The sequence below is a fragment of the Amycolatopsis sp. NPDC003865 genome, from assembly GCF_053605345.1.
Window position 1 is genome coordinate 1 of sequence record NZ_JBSGJA010000034.1, and the last position, 18,006, is coordinate 18,006.

The following is an 18,006-nucleotide window of genomic DNA, read 5'->3' on the forward strand; positions in this document are numbered from 1 at the left end:
GGCCTTCCTCCACACCGGACCACAGCGTGGGCATGAACGGGCCGCGCATCTCGTCCCACGACGTGGCGGATCAGAAGCCGTAGATCGTTTCGTAGACCTGCCGCTGGTTCGTCGCCACGAGGCCGTTGGCCCACAGCGAGTTCACCCGGCTGCGCTCGGTCGAGTTCGGGAACGCGTTGGTGCACGACGGGCCGGGGCCGCCACCCGACATCAGCTCCGAGCACGGGCCCGAGTAGTGGTCCGGCAGCCCGAGGGCGTGGCCGGTCTCGTGCGCCGCGATGCGGGTCGGGTTGTACTGGCGGGCCTGGGTGTAGTCGATGAAGATGGTGCCGCTGCCGTGCCCGTTGGTCGAGGCGTAGGAGCCGCGGGGGTCGTTGCCCTCGGTGTAGCGCAGGCTGGCGCCGGAGTTGCGCTCGACCAGTCTGACGTTGGTGACGCTGTTGTTCCAGTTGGCGGCACCGGCGTTGATGACCGACCGGAACGTCGGCGCGCTGGCGGTGCTGTAGTAGACCGTGGTGACCGCCGCTTCCTGCTCGGTGGCGGCCGACGCGGTTCCCGCGGCCAGCGGGGTCATGGTCAGGGCGAGCGCGACGGCGCCGGCCAGAGCGAACTTCCTCGACATCGGAAGACTCCTCGTGGGGGACGGGGATTTGCCGGATTTGCGCGCGCTGTCGAAAATTTACCGGCAGTTTGCCCGGCCCGGAGCCGACTTCCGTAGGGCGGTGCGAGTGGTGATTTACCAACACTATTCGCGGGTTGACAAAGCCCCGGTCGTCAGGTCGAGGAGCTGCTGTTCGAGCTCGCGTGCCGCGGTGACGTCGATGCCCGCGCCCCACAGCGGGGCCGTGCTCGCGCCGTCCGCCGCCGCGATCACCAGGGTGACCACCGGGCCCGGCAGGCCGTCGGCGCGCAGGTCGCGGTCCCAGCGCTCGGCGTCCGCGCGGGCCAGCTCGGCGACCTCCGGGATCGAGATCAGCTGGGCGATCAGGGCGATGGTCTCGCGGATCGCGACTTCGTCGTACGACGTGTCCAGCGACGCCCGGACGTACGCGCGCGTCAGCCTGCCCGGGGCGGTGTCGGCCGGGTCCAGTGCCGCGTGGACCTCGGCGCGGAAGGTGTCCAGGAGGTCCCGGGCCAGGGTGCGGACGAGCGCGTCCTTGGCGGGGAAGTGGTACAGCAGCCCGCCTTTCGACACGCCGGCCGCCTTCGCGATCTCGTCGAGCGACGCGGCGATCCCGCGCGTGCGGATGACCGTCCCGGCCGCGTCCAGCAGAGCCCGGCGCGTTTCTTCCGGGCCGCGCCCGGCTTTGCGAGGCATGCTCAGTCCTTTCCGGACGGAATCGTACGCCAGGCGATCACCGCGGCGACGGCGGTGACCGCGGCGGCCGCGAGCGACGTCACCTGCATCGCGCCGGTGAACGCCTCGCGCGCGGCGTGCGCGAGGTCCGAGGCCGGGTCGAGTGCGTTCGCCGCGGCCGCGAGGGAATCGCGGACCTCGGCCGGGACCGGGCCGGCCAGCAGGAAGGCGCGGTAGACCACCGTGACGAGCGAACCGAGGATCGCGATGCCCAGCGCCGCACCGAGTTCGTACGCGGTCTCCGAGATCGCCGACGCCGACCCGGCCTTGTCCCGCGGCACGGCCGACAGCACCGAGTCGACGGTGAGCGTCAGCGCGAGGCCTACCCCGAGCCCGACCGGGACGAGTGTCAGGCCGAGCCACCAGTACTGCGGGAGCCGCTCGGCGACGGCGACCAGCGCCAGGCCGAGCGAGGCGACGGCCAGGGCCGCGGCGACGGCCCGTCCCCGGCCGAGCCGGCCGACGACCACCCCGACCGCGGCCACGACGACGATCGACGCGAGCGTCGCCGGCATCTCCGCGAAGCCGGCCTGCAGCGGTGAGAAGCCGCGGACGAGCTGCAGGTACTGGGAGAAGAAGAACAGCAGGCCCATCAACGCGAAGACCGCGACGAAGCTGGCGAGGACGGCACCGCTGAAAGCCCCGTTGCGGAACAGCGTGACGTCGATCAGCGGGTCGGCCGCGCGCTTCTGCCGGCGCACGAACAGGACGCCGGCGGCGAGCCCGATGGCGGCGGCCACGGCCACCTGCCCGTCGACGCCGGTGCTGACGGCGTGCTTGACCGCGTAGACCAGCGGGACGATCGCGGCCATCGACAAGACGGCCGAGAGCGCGTCGAAACGGCCGGGGGCCGGGTCGCGCGACTCCGGCAGCAGGACGGCGCCCGCGATGAGGAAGACGACGACGATCGGCACGTTGATCAGGAACACCGAGCCCCACCAGAAGTGCTCGAGCAGCGTCCCGCCGACGAGTGGGCCCAGCGCGATGCCGCCACCGGAGCCGGCCGACCAGATGGCGATGGCGCGGGTGCGCTCGCGCGGGTCGGTGAACAGGGTGCGGATGAGCGACAGCGTCGACGGCATGATCGTCGCCCCCGCGACGCCGAGCAGCAGCCGGGCGGCGACGAGCACCCCGGCGGTGGGGGAGAAGGCCGCGAGCGCGGAGGCCAGCCCGAAGGCCGCGGTGCCCAGGAGCAGCACCTTCTTGCGGCCGAAGCGGTCGGCCAGGGTGCCGGCGGTGACGAGCAAGCCGGCCAGCGCGAGCGAGTAGACGTCGCCGATCCAGAGGACCTCGACGGCGGTCGGCGCGAGTTCGCGCGTGAGCGACGGGACGGCGAGGTAGAGCACCGTGCCGTCGACCGCGAGGAGGAGGACCGCGCCGACCAGCACGCCCAGCGCGGCCCAGCGGCGGCGAGGGCTCAGGGTGCGGTGGTCCGAGGTGGGCGCGGTGAGGGTCATGCGCCTTACTATACCGTCTGGACGGTACAGTAAAGCGGGTGAAGTCGGTCACCGTGCCGGTCGGACGGGTTTCAGCCGCGTCGCGAGGCTTCGTCCAGTTCTTCGGCGAGGATGAGGTCGACGTGCACGGCGGCGTGCCCGAGCACCCGGCGCGCGGCGGCGAGCGCGGTCAGGGCGACGAGCACGCAGGTCCCGACGAGCAGGCCGCCGACGGTGTCGCCCGGGATGACGGCGGCGATGGAGGCGGCGAGCAGCATGGGCGGCCACCACCGCGCGGGGAGGGCGTGCCGCGATCGCCGCACGACGGGTCGGGTGCGCTGCCGGTGCATCGCCATGGGGCGCCTCCGTCCGCCGGTGGGTTATGCATCATGACCGACCGGCTCGTCCGGGTTACCGGGTATTCGCGGTCCGTACACGATCGCCCGGAATATCCGCCGGTTGGCGCAGCGTTCGCCTGCTGAGGGTGGTGGGCTCGGGTGTGGAGATCACCGCATCGGGGCTCGCGATCCGGTCGATCAAGTGTTAGCCGGCGGCGCCCTAAGATGGCAGGGGAGGTGACCATGACGGCGGAAGAGCTGCTGGTCGAGTTCGCCTTGACGCGCCTGGACCACCCGGACCTGGACCTCGAGGACCTCGCGGCGCTGGTCGTGCGGCGGGGCGGGCCGGAGCGGGTGCTGGAGTTCGCCGCGGAGAACCTCGCGGAGCGCGGGGAACTGCGGGGCGCGCCGTTCCCGACGGCGGTCGAGCACGTGCTGCGGGTGGTGCTCACCCTGCGGGGGCCTTCGGACTGATCCCGGCCGGCGGGTTCGTTCCCGCTAGCCTGCACCGGCCGCCCGGCGCAGGCCACGCCGGTCGAACACCAGCTCCCGCGCCGTTTCCAGCGCGGTGGCGATCGCCCCGGCCAGCACCGCGTCCTCGCCCAGCTGGCCCGCGACGATCTCGGGCACCACCGGCACCGTCGCCGCGAGCGCCCGCCGCATCGGGGCGGCCAGCAGGTCCGCGTTGCCGCCGATCCCGCCGCCCAGCACGACCAGCCGGGGGTCGAGTACCGCGGTCACCGCCGCGACCACGTAGGCCAGCCTTTCCGCTTCCTCCTCGACCACTCCCAGCGCCGTCACGTCCCCGGCCCGCGCCAGCCGGAAGACGTCCTTGGCCGACCGCACCGGCAGCCCCGCCGCCCGGGCCGCGTCCACCACGGCCTGTCCCGCCGCCGCCGTCTCCACCGGGCCCGGCCGGCGCGCCCCCGCGGCCGCGGGCAGCGGACCGAACGGCAGATCCGCGATCTCGCCCGCCGCGCCGTGGGCGCCGCGGAACAGGCGGCCCTCCACCAGCAGCCCCATCCCGATGCCCGTCCCGACCGTCAGGCACACCAGCACGTCCACGCCCAGCGCCGCCCCGAGCGCGTGCTCGCCCACCGCGCACAGGTTCGCGTCGTTCTCCACCACGACGTCCGACCCCTCGCCCGCCAAGGCCGCCACCAGCTCGTGTAGCACCCCGCGTCGCTCCCAGCCCGGGAGGTTCGGGGCGCGGTGGACCGTCCCGGTGGCCGGGTCGGGGACGCCCGGCGTGCCGACCACCGTCGCGACGACGTCGTGCGGCACCAGCCCGGCCGAAGCCACCGCGCGTTCGACGGATTCGCCGACGGTGCGCACCAAAGCGCTCGCGGAGCGGCACCGGTTGGGCTCGTCGAGCCGCGCGACGATGCTGCCCTCCAGGTCCGCCACCGCGATCCGGATCGCCCGGCGGCCGATGTCGACGCCGACGACGTGTCCCGCGTCCGGAGCCGCCCGGTAGACCACCGCCGCGCGGCCCGGTCCCGCCAGGCTGCGGCCGGTGGTCCGGACCAGTCCGTGCTGCTCGAGGTCGAGGAGCGCCTGTCCCACCGTGGGTTTCGACAGCCCCGTGCCCGCGGCGATCTGCGGTCGCGTCGCCTCGCCCCGGGTGCGCAGCCGGTCGAGGACGAGACGCTGGTTCAGTGCCCGCATGCTCGCCGGAGTTCCGACCCGCGGCCCGATTTGCCCCACGTACTCCTCCTGTGTTGCCGCAAGTTTATCGACGGAACTCTTTCGACCCCGCCCGTTCTATGTTAAGAAACTTTACTAACTACTAGCCGGAGGCATGTCGTGAGTTCACCCACTCGTTCAGGGGAGCCGCAGCCCGCCCTTGAGCGCAAGATCGGCCCCCTGCAGGCCACCGCGATCAACATGACGCAAATGTGCGGTATCGGCCCGTTCGTCACGATCCCGGCCATGGTCGCCACGATGGGCGGCCCGCAGGCGATGTTCGGCTGGATCATCGGGGCGATCGTCGCGCTGGCCGACGGGCTCATCTGGGCCGAGCTCGGCGCCGCCATGCCGGGTGCCGGCGGCACCTACCTCTACCTGCGCGAGGCGTTCCAGTACCGCACCGGCCGCCTGATGCCGTTCCTGTTCGTGTGGAGCGCGGTGCTGTTCATCCCGCTGATCATGTCCACCGGCATCATCGGGCTCGTCCAGTACCTCGGCTACCTGATCCCCGGTGTCACCGACGACGCGGGCACCACGCCGCTCGGCAAGATCATCGGCGTCGGCATCACGCTCGTGATCATCCTGGCGCTGTTCCGCAAGATCGGCCAGATCTCCAAACTCACGACGGTGCTGTTCGTGGTGATGCTCGCCGCCGTGCTGACGACGATCGTCGCGGCGTTCTCGCACTTCAGCGCGGCGCAGGCGTTCGCGTTCACCCCGGGCGCGTTCAGCTCGGCCGGCGAGGGCACGTTCTGGGGCGGTCTCGGCGCCGGCCTGATCATCGCCATCTACGACTACCTCGGCTACAACACGACCGCCTACCTCGGCGGCGAGGTGCGCACGCCGGGCCGCACGCTGCCCCGCTCGATCATCTTCTCGATCCTCGGCATCATGGGCCTGTACTTCCTGCTGCAGGTCGGCGTGCTCGGCTCGATCCCGCTGGAGCAGCTGAAAGAGGCGAAGTCGGTCGCTTCGTCGGTGCTGGAACAGGTGTGGGGCACCGGCACGGCGAAGGCCATCACGGTGCTGATCGTGATCGCCGCCATCGGGTCGGTCTTCGCCGGCCTGCTCGGCGGCTCGCGCGTGCCGTTCGAAGCCGCGCGCGACAAGGTCTTCCTGCCGATGTTCGGCAAGCTGCACCCCAAACTGCACCTGCCCACCGCCGGCGTGCTCACGATGGGCGCCATCACGATCCTCGGCTCCCTGTTCACCCTGACCACGGTGATCAACGCGGCGGTCGCGACGCTGGTCATCATCCAGTCGCTGGCCCAGGTCGCGGCGATCGTGGTGCTGCGGCGACGGCAGCCGGAGCTGCGGCGGCCGTACCGCCAGTGGCTCTACCCGGTGCCGACGCTCATCGCGCTCGTCGGCTGGGTCTACATCTACATCTCGGCCGACTGGCTCTCGATCGGGCTGTCGGTGGGCTGGATCGTCCTCGGCGCGCTCGCGTACCTGGTCTACGCCAAGGCCGAGAACACGTGGCCGTTCGGACCCAAGGAGATCAAGGAGGCCTTCGCCTCCACCGAGACCGAAGGGGCTCAGGCATGACGAAGAAGCTCGCGGCGCTCGCCGCGCTGCTGCTCGTGCCCGGCGTGCTGAGCGTGGCCGGACCCGCCGCCGCGCAGGACACCCAGGCCGTCGCGAAACCGCACGGCCTCACCACGATCGGTGTGCAGGGCTGGCAGGTCCTGACCACCGCGAACGTCAAGGACGGCGGCGACCAGGTTTCCACGCCCGGATACGCCACCCGCGGCTGGCTTCCGGTGAAGGCGGACGACGCGGGCGCGCCCGGCACCGAGATCAACGCCCTGGTGCAGAACGGCAAGTGCCCGAACGTCTTCTACTCCGACACCATGCGCAAGTGCTTCGGGTACGTCGACAAGCTCGGGCCCGTCGTCACCAAGCCGTTCTCCGACCCCTGGTGGTACCGCACCGACTTCACCCCGGACTTCAAGACCGGCCAGCACGCGAAGCTGACCATCCCCGGGATCGTCGGAGAGGGCGACGTCTGGGTGAACGGCAAGCTCGTCGCCACCAAGGACGTCGTGAGCGGCGCCTTCGCCGGGCACACCTTCGACGTCTCGAAGCTGGTCAAGCCGGGCAAGAACACCCTGGCGATCAAGGTCTACCCCAACGACCCGCTGACGATGTACACGCTCGACCAGGTCGACTGGGGCCAGATCCCGCCGGACAACGACACCGGCATCCAGTTCCCGCCGACGCTGCAGGTGGGGAACGCGCTCACCGGCGACAACGCGCACGTCGTGCAGGACAACGCGCCCGACCTGTCCAGCTCGAAGCTGACGGTGAAGGTCGACGTCACCAACGACGCCGCGAGCCCGCAGACCGGCGACGTCGCCGCGACGATCACCCCGCCGTCGGGCGCGCCGATCGTCGTCAAGCAGCGCGTGACGATCCCGGCGAACACCAAGCGGACGGTCGCGTTCGCGCCGGTGAAGATCGCCAAGCCGAAGGTCTGGTGGCCGTACTCGATGGGCGACCAGCCGCTGTACACCCTCAGCACCGCGGTCTCGCAGGACGGCGTGCTCTCGACGTCGTCGAAGAGCACCTTCGGCATCCGCACGGTGACCTCGCGCCTGGTCGGGAAGTCCGCGCCGCTGCCCGAGGGCGCGCGGCAGTTCACGATCAACGGCAAGGACTTCGTGTTCCGCGGCGGCGGCTTCGCGCCGGACCTGTTCCTGCGCTACGACAAGGCCGACACCGCGCACCAGATCGCCCTGATCAAGAACCTGGGCCTCTCCGGCGTCCGCCTGGAAGGCCACGACATGCCGCAGGACTTCTACGACCAGGCCGACCGCGCCGGCCTCCTGGTCATCGGCGGGTTCCTGTGCTGCGACGCCTGGCAGCCCGAGGACGCCGCGAAGCTGACCGAGCGCGACTACCGGATCATGCACGACTCGGCGTACACCATCGCGCAGCAGGAGCGGAACCACCCGAGCGTCTTCAACTACGGCTGGAGCGACAACGAGCCGGTGCCGCGCCAGGAGTCCGAGACGCTGAAGGCGTTCGCGGAAGCCGACTTCCAGGTGCCGGTGATCGCTTCGGCGGAGTACAAGAGCACGCCGACGCTGGGCAACTCGGGGGAGAAGGAAGGCCCGTACGACTGGGTCCCGCCGTCGTACTGGTACGACACCTCGCACTTCGACGCCTCCGACGACAGCCGTACCAACGCGGGCGGGTCGTGGGGCTTCGCGAGCGAGCAGAGCGCCGGGCACACCGTCCCGACGCTGGACTCGATCAAGCGGTTCCTTTCGCCCACAGAGCAGGCGAAGCTGTGGCAGGACCCGGCGTACAACCAGTACCACGCCAACTTCGAGCCGGACCACGGCGGCTACGCGTTCGGCACGCTGTACACATTGGACCAGTCGATCCAGCAGCGGTACGGCAGGTGGAACTCGCTGAAGTCCTATGTGGACCTGGCGAACATCGCGAACTACGAGAACACCCGCTCGCAGTTCGAGGCGTTCCTGCACCACTCGACGGACAAGGACAACCCGTCGACCGGTGTCGTCTACTGGCAGCTGAACAAGGGCTGGCCGACGCTGCTGTGGTCGCTCTACAACGACGACGGCGACCAGGCCGGCGCGTTCTTCGGCGCCCAGAAGGCGAACAAGCCGCTGCACGCGATCTACGGCTACGACAACGGTTCCGTGACCCTCGACAACCTCGGCGCGACGACGCAGTCCGGGCTTTCGGTGCAGGCCCGCGTGCTCGACACCGCGGGCAAGGTCCTCGACGACCGGACCGCGGCCGGGATCTCCCTGGGCAGCCAGGGCGTGCGCACCGGGGTGCTGAAGCCGAAGGTCCCCGCCGAGACGAAGGCACCGGCGCCCGCGCAGGTCTACTTCGTCGAGCTGCAGGTGAAGCAGGGCGGGAAGGTCGTGGACCGGAACGTCTACTGGCTCTCGACGCAGAAGGACGTCGTCGACTGGGGCAAGACGCTGGGCAACCCGCAGGCGACGCTGTCGCAGTACAGCAACCTGCAGGCGCTGCAGAACCTGCCGAAGTCGCAGGTCGGCGCCGTCGCGTCGACGCGCGCGAACGGCGGCGGCCTCGTCACCACGGTGACCGTGACCAACACGTCGAAGACGCCGGGGGCGGCGTTCTTCCTGCGGGCCGACGTCCGCCGCGGCACGCCGGACGGGCACGAGGGACCGGGCGACAACCAGCTCGCGAACGCGACCTGGGACGACAACGACATCACGCTGTGGCCGGGCCAGTCGCAGACGCTGACCGTCACCTACCAGGCGGCCGACCTGCGGGGCGCGGTGCCGGTGATCAGCGTGGACGGGCTCAACACCGGCCGGATCGTGGTCCGGGGGACAGGAGGGGCTGCGGAGTGAGCGGCGAACCAATTCTCGGGATCGACTTCGGCGGCACGAAGGTGGCGCTGGGTCTCGCCGACCACGCCGGGACCCTGCTGGCCACGCGCCGGCTGGACACCGACGCGCAGGCGGGGGCCGAGCAGGTGGTGGTGCGGGCGCTCGCCGGGGCTCGGTCGCTCCTGGCCGAATCCGGCGCGGCGCCGGCCGCCGTCGGCGTCGTCAGCCCGGGGATCGTGCTGCCGGAGGAGATCCTGCTCGCGCCGAACGTCCCGGGCTGGGAGCAGCTGCACCTGGCCGAGCTGGTGGCGGCCGAGTTCCCGGACGTGCCGATCTCGGTGGGCACGGACGCGAAGGCGGCGGCGCTGGCGGAGTGGCGCTGGGGCGCGCTGGAGGGGGCGGACCCGGCGGTGTTCCTGTCGCTGGGCACGGGCATCGCGGCGGCGGTGCTGGTCGGCGGCCGGTTGCTGACCGGCGCCAACGGAGCTGCGGGCGAGATCGGGTACAACCTGCTCTCGCCGCAGGACACCGAGGGTTTCGCGAGCGGAGCGGCGCCGCTCGAGGAAGCCGTCGGTGGGCGTGGGCTGGGCGGCCGGGCAAGCGAGTTGCTCGGCCGCCCGGTCACCGCGGGCGAGTTGTTCGCGCTGGCCAAGGAGAACGTCGAGGCGAAGGAACTGGTGACGGCGGCGCTCGACGAGCTGTCGATGCACGTGGCCAACCTGGCGATCGCCCTGGACCCGCAGCGAATCGCGGTGGGCGGGGGCCTGGTGCGCTCGGCGGACGTGCTGCTCCCGGCGCTGGCGGACCGGCTGGCGCACGCGGTGCCGTTCCCGCCCGAGCTGGTGTCGGCGCGGTTCGACCAGGACGCGGCGCTGCTGGGCGCGGTCGCGCTGGCGCTGGGCGAGTAGGCGTCCGGGTGGTGTGCCGGTGCCCCGACCCGGCGCACCACCCGGTATCAAGCCCGCGCTTCGGCCAGCTCGCGCTCGGTGCGCTCGAACGCGGCCGGCGAGAGCGTGAACCACACGAGCACCGCGCTCACCCCCTGGATCACCGCCGCCATCACCCAGACCGCGCGCAAACCCCAGTGCGCCGCCACGAACCCGCCGGTCAGCGCGCCCAGCGGCGTCAAGCCCCAGGCCAGCGCGCGGTGGCTCGTCAACACCCGGCCGAGCAGGGGCGCCGGGGTGAAGCGCTGGCGGCTGGACTGCGAGCACACGTTCCAGATCAGCACCGTCGCCGTCAGCAGCACCAGCACCGCGCCCACCAGCGGCGGCCACGGCGGGACGAAGGCGATCAGCAGGTTCGTCACCACGCCGAAGCTCTGCCCGAACCGCATCGACCACGAGTACCCGATGCGGTCGACCACCTTCTGCACGACGAACGACGACGCGATCCAGCCGAACGCCAGGCAGGCGAGCAGCAGGCCGTACCCGACCGAGCCGACGTGCAGCTCCTGCGTCGCGTACAGCACGAACATCGAGTTGCCCGCGCTCGCGGCGAACGAGCCGAGCGCCACGTTGACCGTGATCGACCGCAGCAGCGGCGTCCGGACCAGGTACCGCAGCCCCGCCGACAGATCGCGCAGCGGGTGCGTCCGCGCGGCGACGACGGACTCCGAGTGGATGCGGCGGACCAGCGCCAGCGCGAGCAGCGCGAAGGCCGCGGCCAGCCACGCGGGTGCCCCGGCGCTGACGGCGATCAGGAACCCGGTCAGCGGCGGCACGACGAACTGCACGACCCCGCGGTCGATCACCGTGAGCCGCGCGTTGGCGTGCGCCAGCCGGTCCGCGGGCACGAGTTCGGGTACCAGTGCGCCGCTCGCGCCGTCGCCGAGCACCTGCGCCGACGTCACGACGAAGGCGACCGCGAGCAGCACGGGCAGGCCGAGCAGCCCGGCGGAGGCGACGGCGGCGAGCACCACTGCGGCCGCGACCTGCACGGCGTAGGCCCAGGCGAGCACGGCGGTCCGCCGCACCCGGTCGATCAGCACGCCGGCGAAGAGCGACAGCAGCAGCCACGGCGCCTGCCCGGCGACGTTGACCAGCGACACCTCGCGCGGATCGGTGGTGACCGAGACCGCGAGCAGCGGCAGCGCGGCGAGCATCAGCCCTTCGGCGGAGGAACCGGACACCGCGACCGCCTGCAGCCGCACCCACCTGTTCGTCACGCGCGAAGTCCCATGATCGGCATCATGCCCAAAGGTCGTACGCAGTTCAAACGATTTAAGCTCACACCGTGACGAAGCCGCGGCTCACCGTGCCTTCCCCGCTCGTGGAGCTGCGCCGTCCCGAACGCGGGGTGCGCGTCCTGCTCAAGCGCGACGACCTGATCCACCCCGAGCTGCCCGGCAACAAGTGGCGCAAGCTCAAGCACAACCTCCGCGACGCGGCCGACGCCGGTGCCACCCGGCTGCTGACCTTCGGCGGGGCCTACTCCAACCACCTGCTCGCCACCGCCGCGGCCGGCCACCACTTCGGCTTCGAGACCGTCGGCGTCGTCCGCGGCGAGGAACACCTGCCCCTCAACGACGTGCTGCGCGCGGCGGCCGGCCACGGCATGAAGCTCACCTACCTCGACCGCACGGCCTACCGCGCCAAGACCGATCCCGCCGTCCTTGCCGGCCTGCACCGCGCGTGGGGCGAGTTCTTCCCGATCCCGGAAGGCGGCGCGAACGCGGCGGGCGTGCGGGGCTGCGCCGAGCTCGTCGCGGAGATCGACCGGCCTTTCGACGTCGTCACCTGCGCCGTCGGCACGGGCGCGACGCTCGCCGGGATCGCCGCCGGCCTCGGATCCGGGCAGCGCGCGATCGGGTTCTCGGTGCTCAAGGGCGGCGGGTTCCTGCGATCCGACGTGGCGCGGTTCCAGCGCGAGGCGTTCGGGTGCGAGCGGGGGGAGTGGTCGATCGACACCGGCTCCCACTTCGGGGGCTTCGCGCGGCGGACCCGCGAGCTCGACGGCTTCGTCGACGAGTTCGAGCGGCACCACGGCGTCCGGCTCGACTGGGTCTACGAAGCCAAGATGATGGCCGGGCTGCGGGACCGCATCCGCCGCGGGGAGTTCCCGGAGGGCACGACGGTCGTCGCCGTCATCGCCGGGTAGGGGTCAGCGGCGCACGCGGGTGGATTCGCGGACGACCAGCTCCGGGGTGAACACCACCGCCTGGTGCTCGACCGCCGTGTCGGCGGTTTCCGCCAGCAGCAGTTCCGCCGCCGTGCGGCCGAGGCGCTGGGCCGGCTGGCGGACCGACGTCAGCGGGACCGCCGCCGCGCCCGCGAACTCGATGTCGTCGTAGCCGACGATCGCCATCTCGTCCGGGACGCGCACGCCCGCGCCGACCATCGCCTGCAGCACGCCGAGGGCGAGGAGGTCGTTCGCGCAGAACACCGCCGTCGGGCGGGGGATCGTGCCCAGCAGACGGGCGCCGGCGTCGCGGCCCGAGGGCACGTCGAGGCCGATCGCCTCCAGCACGGTCAGCTCGACCGCCGCGCCCGTCAGGGCCGTGCGCAGGCCCTGCTCGCGGTCGCGGCACTGGGCGAGGATCGCCGGTCCGTTGACGAACGCGATGCGGTGGTGGCCGGTCTCCAGGAGGTGGCGGCCCGCGAGCGCGCCGCCCGCGATGTCGTCGACCGCGACCGAGCTCGCCTCCGACGTCGGCGCCTTGCGGTCGACGAACACGTACGGCGTGCCGCTGCGGCGGAACGCGCGCAGTGCCTCACCGGACGTCCCGACCGGGCTCAGCAGCACGCCGCGGACGCGTTGCTCGGCGAACATCGCCAGGTAGGACGCTTCGAGGTCGGAGCGCTGGCCGCTGTTGCAGGTGATGATGTTGAGGCCTTCGGCGTGCGCGGCCTGCTCGGCGCCGCGGGCGACGTCGACGAAGAACGGGTTGCCGAGGTCGAGCACCAGCAGCCCCATGATCCGGCTGCGGCCGGCGCGCAGCTGCCGGGCCGACTCGTCGCGGACGTAGCCGAGCTCTTCGATGACCGACAGCACCCGGTTCCGGGTGGCCGCGGCGACCACGTGCGGCCGGTTGACCACATTGGACACCGTGCCGATCGAGACGCCCGCCCGCTTCGCGACGTCCTTGATGCCGACCACCGCACCCCCTCGCTGAGAAGGGCGTGAGCCTACCACGGGACTGAAACGTTTCAGCGTGTCGGTTTCCCACCGTAAGTAGCATGATCGCGGTACTAGGCTTCCCCGCGGTGAGCTGCCGCTGGGAGGAGTCCGGGTGCGGATCTTCACGATCGTCCTGTCGCTGGTGCTGGCGTGGGTGCTCTCCGGGGCGGTCGCCTCGGCGGACCCCGTGCTCGAACACGACACCGACGACCCGGTGACGGCGGCGCCCGCGGTGACCCGGCCGGACACCGCGCACTGCACGGTCACGCTCGCCGACGCCTTCCGCTCCAACACCGCCGACGGCACACCCCAGTACTACGAAGGCACACTGGCGCCGCCGAAGGCGTGCCCCGGCCCGTGGGCGAAGGTCGTCATGGACCAGACCGTGACCGTCGGCGGCCGCCAGTACGACCGGATCGGCGACCTGCGGATCGGCGGCACCGAAGTCTGGTGGGGGACCACGGAGGAGCCGAGCGGCGAGGGCACCCGGCCGATCACTTACCACTTCGACAAGGACCTCACGCCCTACACCGCGCTGCTGCGCACCCCGCAGCCGTTCCACGGCGGCATCGAGAACTACAACTCGCCGGTCTACACCGGCGTCTACGCCCAGACGGTCACGCTCACCTACTACCAGGCCGACCGGAAGCACCCCGCGCCCGAGACGGCCGACCACGTGGCCGGCTTCGAGCACGCCGACGCGACCCCCGCGGCACCCACCGTCCACTTCGGCGCGAAGGACCTGCCGCGCAACATCACCCGCGCCTACCTCGAGGTCACCCTCGAAGGCCACGCCTGCGACGAGCAGTGGTTCGACGACGTCCCGGACGCCGTGAGCGCCAGGTACCCGGCCGCCGGGCTCTGTGGCAAGGGCCCGTACCGCGAGGCGAACTTCGCGCTCGACGGAACGCCCGCGGGCAGCGCGTTCACCTTCCCGCACATCTACTCCGGCGGGATCGTGCCGCAGCTGTGGCGGCCGATCGTCGCGATCGACACCTTCAGCCTGCACGCCGAAACGTACGACATCACGCCGTTCGCGGGCCGGCTCGTGGACGGTGCCGCGCATGACTTCTCCTTCTCCTTCCCGGACATCGGCGGTGAGTTCACCGTCGTCCCGACGCTCCTGCTCTACACCGACAAAAACGCCGCGCGGACCACCGGCGCCCTGGTCCAGCACGACGTCGCCGCGGCCCCGGTGCGGCAGGAAACGGTGAAGGACATCAAGGACGGCGTGAACGTGACAGTCACGGCGAAGCGCCACGACGTGACCGCCGGCTACGTCGACACCTCGGCCGGCCGCGTGTACACCCGCGTCGAACGCACCCGCGACTACCGCAACAGCGACGACGTCACCGGCGGCGGCTTCACCCAGCACGTCGTCCAGGGCGACGCCGGGCAGCAGACCTCGACGTCCACTGTGGACGGCCGGGTGCGGTCGGCGGACCGGCACACCTGGTCCTACCCGCTGACCACCGACGCCACCGCGAACATCACCGACGACCAGAACCTGCGGATCTCGGGCTCGGCGCAGATGACGCAGGTCCTCGGCGACCTCACCGGTGACGGCCGGCACTGGCGGCCGGTCCGCGCGTCGACGGAGTGGCTGAGCTCGTCGGGGGTGCTGGCCCGCACGAACGGCGTCAACACGGAGGCCGACGGCCGCTCCCGCACGTCCTACCTGGGCACCGACGACCTGGGCCGGCCGTACTTCCACTACGTCGCGAGCGAGCACGGGCGGATCACCGAGAACCGGGAGGTCCCGCCGCGGAGGTGAGTCCCGTCTCGCCGTCGGTCACCCGATCGGGCTAGTGCGGTACTGTCGGGGTCATGGGGAGTCTCCGCTCACGGGTCCTGGGCTGGGTCGGGCGCCGGTACCTCGCGCGCCAGTCGAAAAAAGGCTTCGACCTCGAGAAGATGTCGGCCATCCTGCCGGACTCGGCGCTTGAGCCGCTCCGGCGCGAAGGGCTCGACCCCGTGCCCGCGATGGCCGAGCGCCGCGCCGAAGCCCCGATCAGCAAGCTCGACCTGCCGTTCGGGATGAACGCGTGGCTGGTCACGGGTTACGACGAAGCGAAGGCGGTGCTCGGCAAAGCGACCGGGTTTTCCAGCGACTTCGGCAACCTCGTCGGCAACGCCGGGGTTACCGCGGACCAGAACCCGGGCGGCCTCGGCTTCGCGGACCCGCCGGTGCACACGCGGCTGCGGAAGCTGCTCACGCCGGAGTTCACGATGCGGCGGCTGAGCCGGCTGACGCCACGCATCGACGAGATCGTCGCCGAGCAGCTCGACGCGATGGCCAAGACCGACGGCCCGGTCGACCTGTGGCAGGCGTTCGCGCTGCCGATCCCGTCGCTGACGATCTGCGAGCTGCTCGGCGTGTCGTATGAGGACCGCGAGGACTTCCAGCGGCTCAGTACGGCCCGGTTCGACCTCTTCGGCGGCGCGGGCGCCTCGCTCGGCGCGATGTCGGAGTCGCTGACCTACCTGCTCGACATCGTGAAGAAGCAGCGCGAGGAGCCCGGCGACGGCCTCCTGGGCATGCTGATCAAGGAGCACGGCGACGAGATCGACGACCGCGAGCTGGCCGGTCTCGCCGACGGCGTGCTCACCGGCGGCCTGGAGACGACGGCGAGCATGCTCGCGCTGGGCGCGCTGGTGCTGCTGCGCGACGAGCAGGCGTTCGAGGCGGTCCGCGGCGACGAACAGTCGGTGCACCGGTTCGTCGAGGAGCTGCTGCGGTACCTGACGGTGGTCCAGATGGCGTTCCCGCGGTTCGCCAAGGAGGACATGGAGATCGCGGGCGCGCACATCGGCGAGGGCGACATCGTGCTGGTGTCGCTGTCGGCGGCCGACCGCGACCCGAAGCTGGGTCCGGAGATGGAGAAGTTCGACGCGACCCGCGAGCCGACGTCCCACCTGGCGTTCAGCTACGGCATCCACCGCTGCATCGGCGCGGAGCTGGCCCGGATGGAGCTGCGCACGGCGTACCCGGCGCTGGTCCGGCGCTTCCCGAACCTGCGCCTGGCGGTGCCGGAGGAGCAGCTGTCGTTCCGCAAGGTGTCCATCGTGTACGGCCTGGACGAGCTCCCGGTCCTGGTGGACTGACCGGGATCGGTGCGGACTGTCCCGCCGCGGGCGGCGTGGGGCGCCGGAGCAGTAGACGCCCATCAGCGGGCTGACGAACAAGCTCACTGCCGGCCGGCGCGCTGGGTGTGGGCAACGGCAGCGAAGTCGTCTTCGGCCTCCGGAGATCGCGAAGGGGGTCGGGGAACCTCTCAGTTCACCCCACGAGGCCGGAATTGCACCGAGATCCGAGGCCCGACAGCCTTGGCGGTCTTGGGAACGGAGTGCTCCCAGGTCCGCTGGCAACTCCCGCCCATGACGAGCAGATCCCCGTGCCCCAACGGTCGCGCCAGCGTCTTCCCGCCACCACCCCGCGGCCGCAGAGCCAGGTTCCGGGCCGCCCCCACGGAGAGGATCGCGATCATGGTGTCCTCCCGGGCCCCGCGCCCGATCCGGTCACCGTGCCACGCCACGCTGTCGCGACCGTCGCGGTAGTAGCACAACCCCGCCGTCCGGAACGGCTCGCGCAGTTCCTTCAGGTAGTGCCGGCTCAACGCGTCCCGCGCCGCGGTCAGCGCCGGGTGGGGGAGGGGAGCGTTCTCGCGGTAGTAGCTCAGCAGCCGTGGCACGGCGACGACGCGGTCGTACATCTTCCGCTTTTCCGCCTGCCACGGCACGCCCTCGACCAGCGCCGCGAACAGCTCGTCGGCGCCCTCCAGCCAGCCCGGCTGGATGTCGACCCACGCGCCCGAGCCGAGGTCGGTCCGCTCGGGCGCGAGGGGGCGCAGCGCGATCGACCCCTGCGTGCCGAACAGTGAAGACTGGAGACCCGGGTTCATGGTCTCCACCCTACACCAAGATCGAACACCTGTTCTAGTGAATCACGTCGTAGACGAGCTTCTGGATCCCGTTGCCGTAGGTCTCGCTCTCGAGGACCTTCAGGCTCTGCTTGTCCTTGTCGGTCGCGCTGAACAGCCGCTTGCCCGCGCCGAGCAGGACGGGGAACACCAGCAGGTGGTAGCGGTCGATCAGGCTGGCGTCGGCCAGCGCGCGGTTCAGCGTCGCGCTGCCGTGGACGATGATCGGCCCGCCGTCGGTCTCCTTGAGCGCGGCGACGTCGTCGAGCGAACGCAGGACGGTGATCTCGCCCCAGTTCGTCACCAGGTCCCGCTCGGACAACGTCGTCGAGACGACGTACTTGGGCATCGCGTTGTAACCCGGGAACTCCTCGGTCATGCCCGGCCACACCGGGGCGAACGCCTCGTAGCTCACCCGGCCCATCATCATCGCGGCGGCTTCGCCCTGCTCGCGGCCCTTGAGCTCGTAGGCGGCCGGGTCGAACTCGATGTCCTTGAAGGTCCAGCCGGCGTTGCGGTAGCCGGGCTCCCCGCCGGGGCCTTCGACGACGCCGTCGAGCGAGACGAAGGCGGTGGAGATCAGGGTGCGCATGGGGTGCTCCTCGGTGGTCGTTCCGTGCTCTCGTCAGTCTGTCGAACGGCGGGAGCCGGATTCGACACCGCCGCGCGGAAAAGTTCCGGGGGCTTGTCCGCGGCGGTTCCGGCTCGTACAGTCGTGCGCACGCCGGGTAAAGGTCTGAACCTTTGTCCGCCACCGCCGCCTCGAGTGCAACAGGAGGTTGGACGGTGCGCAAACTACGCGGC

The 18,006-nt window shown here is 71.4% G+C and carries 16 protein-coding genes; 7 read left to right on the forward strand and 9 right to left on the reverse strand.

Annotated features, from left to right (window positions below):
- Positions 1–70: 70 nt before the first annotated feature.
- The 4 genes from ACWEVP_RS46170 to ACWEVP_RS46185 form a co-directional block, all read right to left on the reverse strand.
- On the reverse strand, positions 71–622 hold the full coding sequence (locus ACWEVP_RS46170; protein ID WP_452068956.1) for a snapalysin family zinc-dependent metalloprotease: 552 nt from the start codon (positions 620–622) through the stop codon (positions 71–73).
- Between the two features lie 123 nt (positions 623–745).
- Positions 746–1,318 (reverse strand): TetR/AcrR family transcriptional regulator, encoded by a 573-nt coding sequence (locus ACWEVP_RS46175; protein ID WP_452068957.1) that lies wholly within the window; start codon positions 1,316–1,318, stop codon positions 746–748.
- 2 nt (positions 1,319–1,320) lie between these two features.
- A complete protein-coding gene (locus tag ACWEVP_RS46180; RefSeq protein WP_452068958.1) occupies positions 1,321–2,814 on the reverse strand; it encodes an MFS transporter in 1,494 nt (497 codons plus the stop codon).
- Positions 2,815–2,885: 71 nt separating this feature from the next.
- Positions 2,886–3,149 carry a hypothetical protein gene (locus ACWEVP_RS46185; protein ID WP_452068959.1) on the reverse strand — a complete coding sequence of 88 codons (264 nt, stop codon included), beginning with the start codon at positions 3,147–3,149 and terminating at the stop codon, positions 2,886–2,888.
- A gap of 225 nt (positions 3,150–3,374) precedes the next feature.
- On the opposite strand from ACWEVP_RS46185, the gene ACWEVP_RS46190 reads away from it, so the two are divergent.
- Entirely contained in the window at positions 3,375–3,605 is a 231-nt protein-coding gene (locus ACWEVP_RS46190) for a hypothetical protein (RefSeq protein ID WP_452068960.1), read from the forward strand.
- Between the two features lie 24 nt (positions 3,606–3,629).
- Here the strand turns inward: ACWEVP_RS46190 and ACWEVP_RS46195 are convergent, their stop codons facing one another.
- The gene (locus ACWEVP_RS46195; RefSeq protein WP_452068961.1) at positions 3,630–4,799 is read right to left on the reverse strand and encodes an ROK family protein; all 1,170 of its coding nucleotides are present in this window, start codon (positions 4,797–4,799) and stop codon (positions 3,630–3,632) included.
- A 138-nt stretch (positions 4,800–4,937) separates the two neighbouring features.
- Here ACWEVP_RS46195 and ACWEVP_RS46200 point away from each other — a divergent pair, with 138 nt between their 5' ends.
- From ACWEVP_RS46200 to ACWEVP_RS46210, 3 genes are read left to right on the forward strand one after another with little or no spacing between them, the layout of a single operon-like run.
- A complete protein-coding gene (locus ACWEVP_RS46200; RefSeq protein ID WP_452068962.1) occupies positions 4,938–6,368 on the forward strand; it encodes an APC family permease in 1,431 nt (476 codons plus the stop codon).
- Positions 6,365–9,184, forward strand: coding sequence for a glycosyl hydrolase 2 galactose-binding domain-containing protein (locus ACWEVP_RS46205; RefSeq protein ID WP_452068963.1), 2,820 nt, complete (start codon positions 6,365–6,367; stop codon positions 9,182–9,184). The genes ACWEVP_RS46200 and ACWEVP_RS46205 overlap by 4 nt, the downstream gene beginning before the upstream one ends.
- Complete coding sequence (locus ACWEVP_RS46210; RefSeq protein ID WP_452068964.1) at positions 9,181–10,071, forward strand: ROK family protein; 891 nt, start codon at positions 9,181–9,183, stop codon at positions 10,069–10,071. Before ACWEVP_RS46205 ends, ACWEVP_RS46210 begins: the two co-directional genes overlap by 4 nt.
- A 47-nt stretch (positions 10,072–10,118) precedes the next feature.
- Here the strand turns inward: ACWEVP_RS46210 and ACWEVP_RS46215 are convergent, their stop codons facing one another.
- The gene (locus ACWEVP_RS46215) at positions 10,119–11,330 is read right to left on the reverse strand and encodes an MFS transporter (RefSeq protein ID WP_452068965.1); all 1,212 of its coding nucleotides are present in this window, start codon (positions 11,328–11,330) and stop codon (positions 10,119–10,121) included.
- A gap of 68 nt (positions 11,331–11,398) precedes the next feature.
- Between ACWEVP_RS46215 and ACWEVP_RS46220 the strand changes: the two genes are divergently transcribed.
- Entirely contained in the window at positions 11,399–12,262 is an 864-nt protein-coding gene (locus ACWEVP_RS46220) for a 1-aminocyclopropane-1-carboxylate deaminase/D-cysteine desulfhydrase (RefSeq protein WP_452068966.1), read from the forward strand.
- Positions 12,263–12,265: 3 nt separating this feature from the next.
- Here ACWEVP_RS46220 and ACWEVP_RS46225 read toward each other — a convergent pair whose 3' ends face one another.
- Positions 12,266–13,261, reverse strand: coding sequence for a LacI family DNA-binding transcriptional regulator (locus ACWEVP_RS46225; protein ID WP_452068967.1), 996 nt, complete (start codon positions 13,259–13,261; stop codon positions 12,266–12,268).
- 133 nt (positions 13,262–13,394) lie between these two features.
- Here ACWEVP_RS46225 and ACWEVP_RS46230 point away from each other — a divergent pair, with 133 nt between their 5' ends.
- On the forward strand, positions 13,395–15,056 hold the full coding sequence (locus ACWEVP_RS46230) for a peptide-N4-asparagine amidase (RefSeq protein WP_452068968.1): 1,662 nt from the start codon (positions 13,395–13,397) through the stop codon (positions 15,054–15,056).
- Positions 15,057–15,109: 53 nt separating this feature from the next.
- The gene (locus ACWEVP_RS46235) at positions 15,110–16,387 is read left to right on the forward strand and encodes a cytochrome P450 (RefSeq protein ID WP_452068969.1); all 1,278 of its coding nucleotides are present in this window, start codon (positions 15,110–15,112) and stop codon (positions 16,385–16,387) included.
- A gap of 170 nt (positions 16,388–16,557) precedes the next feature.
- Here the strand turns inward: ACWEVP_RS46235 and ACWEVP_RS46240 are convergent, their stop codons facing one another.
- Both ACWEVP_RS46240 and ACWEVP_RS46245 read right to left on the reverse strand, forming a co-directional pair.
- The gene (locus ACWEVP_RS46240) at positions 16,558–17,184 is read right to left on the reverse strand and encodes an alpha-ketoglutarate-dependent dioxygenase AlkB (protein ID WP_452068970.1); all 627 of its coding nucleotides are present in this window, start codon (positions 17,182–17,184) and stop codon (positions 16,558–16,560) included.
- A gap of 34 nt (positions 17,185–17,218) precedes the next feature.
- Complete coding sequence (locus ACWEVP_RS46245) at positions 17,219–17,794, reverse strand: dihydrofolate reductase family protein (RefSeq protein ID WP_452068971.1); 576 nt, start codon at positions 17,792–17,794, stop codon at positions 17,219–17,221.
- Between the last annotated feature and the right edge of the window lie 212 nt (positions 17,795–18,006).